Consider the following 5,777-nt stretch of genomic DNA (forward strand, 5'->3'; position numbering starts at 1 on the left):
GACTTTAAAGTTGCGGGTACCGAGAAAGGTGTTACTGCTTTGCAGATGGACATCAAGATTGAAGGTATCAACGAAGAAATCATGCGTACTGCACTGGCACAAGCGCGTGATGGTCGTATCCATATTCTTGACAAAATGAATGCAGTGATTTCAACGCATCGCACTGAGATGTCTGAATTTGCACCGCGTATCATTACCATCAAGATCCATGCTGATAAGATTCGTGATGTTATCGGTAAAGGTGGTGCGACTATTCGTGCAATTACTGAAGAAACCGGTGCGACTATCGATATTCAAGATGATGGTACTGTGATGATCTTCTCGTCAGATTACAATGCCGGTCAGTCAGCACTGCGTCGCGTTGAAGACATCACTGCTGAAGTTGAAGTGGGTAAAATCTATGAAGGCCGTGTGGCCAAACTGATGGACTTCGGTGCATTTGTTACCATTCTGCCGGGTAAAGATGGCTTGGTTCATATTTCACAGATTTCTGATGAGCGCGTTGAGAATGTTAGCGACAAGTTGTCAGAAGGTGATGTGATTCAGGTTAAGGTACTGGAAGTTGATCGCCAAGGCCGTATCCGCCTGAGTATGAAAGCTGTTAACGAAGAAACAAGTGAAAGTTAATTTCTCTTTCTTCAAATAATAAAAAAGCCCCGATTATCGGGGCTTTTTTTTGCGCGTAAATAAATCAAGGAAATAACTTATGACTTTTTTCTCACCGAAACAGCGGGAAGCAAATACAAACATTTTGGCAACCTAGCTATACCTATCATTGCGAATTCCAATTTGGTAGACCAATCACAAATTGGTATCTAATATTCGTAATATATCAAAAATAAGAAACATATTTCCACTTAATACAGAAATGTGATGTATATCACAAAAATATATGGAAAATTTGATACTTTGTGAATTGTGAAACGTCACTATTTCGAATCATAAGGAGAGGATAAGATGAATAGAAGAACATTATCACAAAGTATTATCGTGGCCTTGGCTGTCACCACCCTAGTAGGTTGTAGTGGTAGCAGCAGTCGGTCTGTAAAAAGCTCAGGAGGATCTGATTCAGACATGGTGTCAGGCGGATCTGGTGGTGGCTCAGCTGCCGAGAGTCGCAGTGCCGGTGTTGAGCGCGTAGTCAGTGACAGCGGTACGATGACAGCCGGTTCGGCAACGGTACTTAAAGCGGTCGGTACGTCGGTCAGTCAGGTAGATCTGCTTGGTACGGGTGACATAACCAGTGGTACCGGTGAAATCATAAAAAATACCGGTGATGGTGTAGACAGTGTCGCAACAGGCTTAAAAGAGGGCCTTGGCAATATTAGTAACAATGATAATGCTTTAGGCACAACACTGGCTGGTGCCTCCGGTTTGGTTTCGGAAACCGGTGAAGCGGTGTCAGCGACCGGACAAACGGTAGAAAGTATCAAAACCTTGCCAGTTTTTTCACAACTGGACGCATCAACAGGACTGCTGACCCAACTTGGAGGTACGGTTGATTCATTAGGTATGCAAATTACCGAAACCGGTGATGTTCTAACGGTGCTGCTGACGCAGGAAGGGGGCACGATCAGTGGGCTTACCACAGAACTCACTGCCGTTATCAGACCAGTGCTGACAAATAGTGCAGGCATTACCCAAACGCTGGGTGACGCGTTAATCGTTGGCCCTGTCGCAAATGACATTTTAACCAGTACTGGTACCGCTGTGGTTGTTTTAGGTAATGAGTTACAAGGCGAGAACAATGCTGTGCTAGCGGGAGCCGGTGGCACTGTTGTCGGACTAGGGCAGTTAGTCATCGATACCGGTGGTCTGTTAACAGTGGGCAGCGAGGAAGATGGGCAAGCATTTAATCTGGCTGAGGTACTGAAAGCCAAGAAAGACCGCAGCAAAACCTTAGCAACTAAGCTCACAGATAAGACGACTGGCGTAACAGAGCAGGGCAAAGGTCTTGTGACAAAGGTGACAGGAACGACAGCAGAAGTGGCTGGTAAGGGCAAAGGAGTGCTGGCCAAGGTAACTGGCACTGTTGCGGATTTACCCGGGCAAGATAATGGTTTGACTAATAAGGTAACGGATACCTTAGCGGGGGTATCTGAGCAAGGTAAAGGTTTAGTCAATACGGTCAAGGGTTCTGTCGATGGCATACCCGGTCAGGGTAAAGGTTTGTTAAATCAAACGACAGGAAAAGTGGGGGCGCTTACTGGTGGTGTTAGCGAGGGTGTTTCTGAGCTGACTGCTGGCAATGGCTTGCTGCTTGATGTGGGCCTAGGACTTAATGCATTAACCAACAGTGATGGGCTTAATGCTGACAGTCATTCTGATGCTAGCCTCAAAGCCAGTAACTTTTCACAATCAGGTGAAGCAAAAGATGATGGCATTGTAGATGTGGTCGATGATGCATTACTGGATCCGCTACTTGGAGGCATTTTGTAGCCTTTGATTACACGGATTTGTTAATGCAGTTGTTTTATTGACAAAGAAATCTTGCAGGGGCGTGACGATCTCGGATCATCACGCCCTTTTTAATGGAATACATCAAGCATGATTAGAAATTTAGTAACGTTATTATGGTTGGCTGCACAGCTATTAAGCACACCTGCTTACGCCACCGAACCGCCGTTTCTTGTGGAGCAGAAAGAACCCATTGAGCAAACGCCACAACCAACGATTGAGCTTCCCGACCAAAAAGAACTCAGTAAAGCTGACACCCAAGACAAAATTTATGTCGAACATGTTCAGTTCCAGGGAGGCACGGTGTTTGAGCTGACTGCGCTTGCAAGCATTGTTCAGCCACTGATAAACAAAGTGGTCGGCAAAAATGAACTGATAACAGTGCTCAGGCAAATTACTCAAAAATATCAGGATGCAGGTTATCCCCTATCGTATGCACATTTGCCTGCTCAGGATACCCGCAACGGTAAACTCACTATCGTTATTGTTGAAGGCTACGTTGCACGAAGTGAAGTCGTGATTGAGGATGAAAAAGTAAAAAAAAGGGTGCAACAACTGGCGGCAAAATTGCTTCATCAGGTTCCATTAAAACAATCGGTATTCGAGCGTTATGTCAGACTAATAGAGAGCATTCCTGGCTATACCTTCAACATACAGGTACCTGAGCCTAAGACCATTAGTGGGGCTACGACGATACGAGTGGAACAAGTCAGTAATAACCGTATAGAGACCAATATTGGTTTGGATATGGGGGATGAGGAAGCCAATCGAATCATAGCTGGCTTAACAGCTAATTCACTTATTTCAGCAGGCGATCAGACCACATTTTCAACGCTAGTGCCGGATGAGACGATAGATCAATATTTTGCTGTCAGTCATCTCACATGATAGGCACGGAAGGTTTGCAACTGACTCTGTCAGCAAACCGTTTCAAAAGCCGAAATGATGATCGGTTATTTATTGCGGATGTACCTCTGAATTATGAAGAAACCAAAACCCGTGATAGGTTAACGGCAGGGTTGCGCTATCCTCTTACTTTAACAAAGTCAGAAACGTGGTGGCTTGGCAGTAAACTGCATTATCTGGATGAACAAGCAGAGTATGGATTAAACCGACAGGATGGTCTGGGTGATCGAGTAGAAATTGAAAAAGATCTGCGTTATTCGGCACTGGAGTTTTATACACAGTGGCAAAAAAATGATAGTCGAAAACTTATATCACTAAGCACAAAATTAAAGCAGGGAATACAGCTGGGCGCGCAGCGAAACCACTTACGCGATAGTAATGGTATCCGCAAAGGCACGGAAACAACCCATTTCACCAGTTGGGATTTTACTGTGATGTGGCGTTATATGCTGACACCACAATGGCGACTGCAAACGCGTGCGAACCTGTTTTGGTCTGATGATATTCTTCCTTCCGCTGAACAAGTCCGCTACGGTGGCGAACGCTATGGAAGAGGCTATCCAGATGGGCAGGCGCAAGGTGACAGAGGCGCTGCTAGTGACATTGAGTTAAGGTATTTGATGCCGGTGACTTTCCCGATAATCAAACGGTTTGAACCTTATGCTGTGGTTGATGTTGCCCAAACAGAGCTAAACGTCAGTGAGACTAAACAAGAATTAGCATCAGTCGCGGTGGGCCTTTATGTCACGGATCAGCGCTATTTCGGGGTAGCGGTTGAAGTAGCTAAGCCAGTGGGCGATGCACATTATGAAACGACAAACAGGGAACCTGTTTATAACCTTAAATTACATTGGAAGTTTGAATAACGTAGCAAGTGAGCAAAGTGGTAGCTTGATCATTCCAGAAAGACCCTCAGCTTTTAGCAAGTAGGCTTGTCTTGGTTTTATTCATGGTGTCGAGTCAGTTAGCCTTGCCGTAGTTTGGGTTTCACAAGTCCTAAAAAAAGCATTTTCAATAAACTGGGTCTGTCCTACGCGCGAGATTGTCAGCTTTTCTGGTTCTTATTAGCAGAAAAGACTTGTCAATCTAAATGATAACAATTATCATTTGTTACAAAAATTGGAGCAATTACGTGGATTCAGAAACAACTACTCCCCAACTCGGGAATCAGGCCCCCAACGATGGTCTTAATGTACTTACAGATATGGGCGTAGAGCCCGCTTTGACAGGTTCTGATTTGATACTGTCAAAACTTCAGGATTTTATGCAGGTAGGTGGCCCTGTTGTTTGGATACTTAGCGCGATGTCAGTAGTCGCTTTGGCTATTATTTTGATGAAGCTTTGGCAATTTGTCTTAACTCGACCCGAAACCTCTGCACATTTAGAACGTGTGCTAGGTTTGTGGAAACAGGGTGAAGCAGATCAAGCAATGGCTATACTCAATACCAAACGGCCCGTTGATGAACTACTAGGCTTATCGATTCAAGGCTTAAACAAGGCGCAGAATAACGTCGCAATGCTTAAAGAAGAACTGGACAGAGTCGCGACGCTTCGCCTGAATCAACTACGTGCTTACTTGCGGCCACTTGAGGTGATCGCAACGCTAAGCCCATTGTTAGGTCTGTTGGGAACTGTGCTAGGTATGATTGTTGCGTTTCAGCAAATGGAAGCCGCTGGTAACCAAGTCGATCCATCGGTTTTATCTGGTGGTATCTGGCAGGCATTGTTAACGACGGCGGTTGGTCTTGCAGTCGCTATTCCCGTGGTTATGATGCACAACTGGATGGAACGCAAAGTAGAGCGGGTTGCCGCACTGATGAACGATACTGTGACTCGCGCTTTTACCTCAGCGCCTGAATCAGTAAACACAGAAGAACATACCGCCATCCGACATGCTGCTTAATACTGATCAAGCTCCTCATAGGCGTGCTATTAGTCTGACCCCACTGATTGATGTGGTGTTTATTCTACTACTGTTTTTTATGCTCTCATCGACCTTTACCCAGTGGCGCCAAATTGATGTGTCAGCACCCACTGAGGCGAATGTGGAGCTTGAGACGCAGCGTGTCATTAAGTTAATCAGTAATGACGGGAAATTTACTTTTCAGGGGCAAACATATTCTGCCGAGAACAATGGTTCTGTCGAACGTTTAGTTGCCGAAGACAAAGAAGCCGTTTATATCATTCAGGTAGAAGCTGGGCTTCGCACACAGAGCATGATTGATTTATTGGATTCATTTAAGCAAGCAGGCGCCGTTTCTGTGACCTTGTCCGGAATTAACTAATGAAAGTCGGACAGTCGATACAACATAGCAAACCCAGCCAGGATGATAATCTTATTCCTTTGATTAACATTGTATTTTTGATGTTGATCTTCTTTATGGTTGCCGGACATATCAGTCCGTCAGATCCGA

At 45.1% G+C, this 5,777-nt stretch carries 6 protein-coding genes; all 6 read left to right on the forward strand.

The window, feature by feature from the left end:
• Positions 1–627: S1 RNA-binding domain-containing protein (locus MDMS009_RS06350; protein WP_008290833.1), on the forward strand; the 627-nt coding region annotated here is incomplete at its 5' end.
• Between the two features lie 330 nt (positions 628–957).
• The gene (locus MDMS009_RS15800) at positions 958–2,439 is read left to right on the forward strand and encodes a collagen-like triple helix repeat-containing protein (protein WP_052298147.1); all 1,482 of its coding nucleotides are present in this window, start codon (positions 958–960) and stop codon (positions 2,437–2,439) included.
• Between the two features lie 108 nt (positions 2,440–2,547).
• Positions 2,548–3,345, forward strand: a complete 798-nt coding sequence (locus MDMS009_RS06360; protein ID WP_008290829.1) for a POTRA domain-containing protein — start codon at positions 2,548–2,550, stop codon at positions 3,343–3,345.
• The gene (locus MDMS009_RS06365; protein WP_043888006.1) at positions 3,342–4,229 is read left to right on the forward strand and encodes a ShlB/FhaC/HecB family hemolysin secretion/activation protein; all 888 of its coding nucleotides are present in this window, start codon (positions 3,342–3,344) and stop codon (positions 4,227–4,229) included. Before MDMS009_RS06360 ends, MDMS009_RS06365 begins: the two co-directional genes overlap by 4 nt.
• A gap of 266 nt (positions 4,230–4,495) precedes the next feature.
• Positions 4,496–5,266 carry a MotA/TolQ/ExbB proton channel family protein gene (locus MDMS009_RS06370; protein WP_237700487.1) on the forward strand — a complete coding sequence of 257 codons (771 nt, stop codon included), beginning with the start codon at positions 4,496–4,498 and terminating at the stop codon, positions 5,264–5,266.
• Positions 5,256–5,648 (forward strand): ExbD/TolR family protein, encoded by a 393-nt coding sequence (locus MDMS009_RS06375; protein ID WP_008290822.1) that lies wholly within the window; start codon positions 5,256–5,258, stop codon positions 5,646–5,648. The genes MDMS009_RS06370 and MDMS009_RS06375 overlap by 11 nt, the downstream gene beginning before the upstream one ends.
• Positions 5,649–5,777 lie beyond the last annotated feature (129 nt).

The sequence above is a fragment of the Methylophaga thiooxydans DMS010 genome (assembly GCF_000156355.1).
GTDB lineage: Bacteria > Pseudomonadota > Gammaproteobacteria > Nitrosococcales > Methylophagaceae > Methylophaga > Methylophaga thiooxydans.